Raw genomic sequence first — 365 nt, forward strand, 5'->3', positions numbered from 1 at the left:
GCGCCGCCTGCTCCGGCGGTGCCGCCGTTGCCGCCGATTCCGCCGGCGGTGGCGTCGGTGGAGCCGATGGTGGTGTCGGTGAATCCGGTGCCGCCGTGTCCGCCGACACCGCCTGCACCGCCGACGCCGCCTGCGCCGTTGGTGCCGCCAAGGCCGGCGGAGCCGCCTTGCCCGCCGGCGCCGCCGGCGGCGCCGTTGCTGCCGCTACCACCGGCTACACCCGGGCTGGTGCTGGTGACGCCTTGGGCGCCGTTCCCGCCGGTGCCGCCGTGTCCGCCGGTGCCGCCGGTTCCGGCGTTGCCGGTCGCGCCGGCGGTGCCGGTGCCGGTGCCGGCTGCGCCGCCTGCTCCGGCGGTGCCGCCGTT

Annotated in this window: 1 pseudogene; it reads right to left on the minus strand. The window is 79.7% G+C overall.

Annotation, left to right across the window (positions count from 1 at the left end):
* Nucleotides 1-365, minus strand: a pseudogene (locus SKC42_RS27520) (PE family protein); the annotation flags it as partial.

The organism is Mycobacterium sp. 050134 (genome assembly GCF_036409085.1).
Lineage (GTDB): Bacteria > Actinomycetota > Actinomycetes > Mycobacteriales > Mycobacteriaceae > Mycobacterium.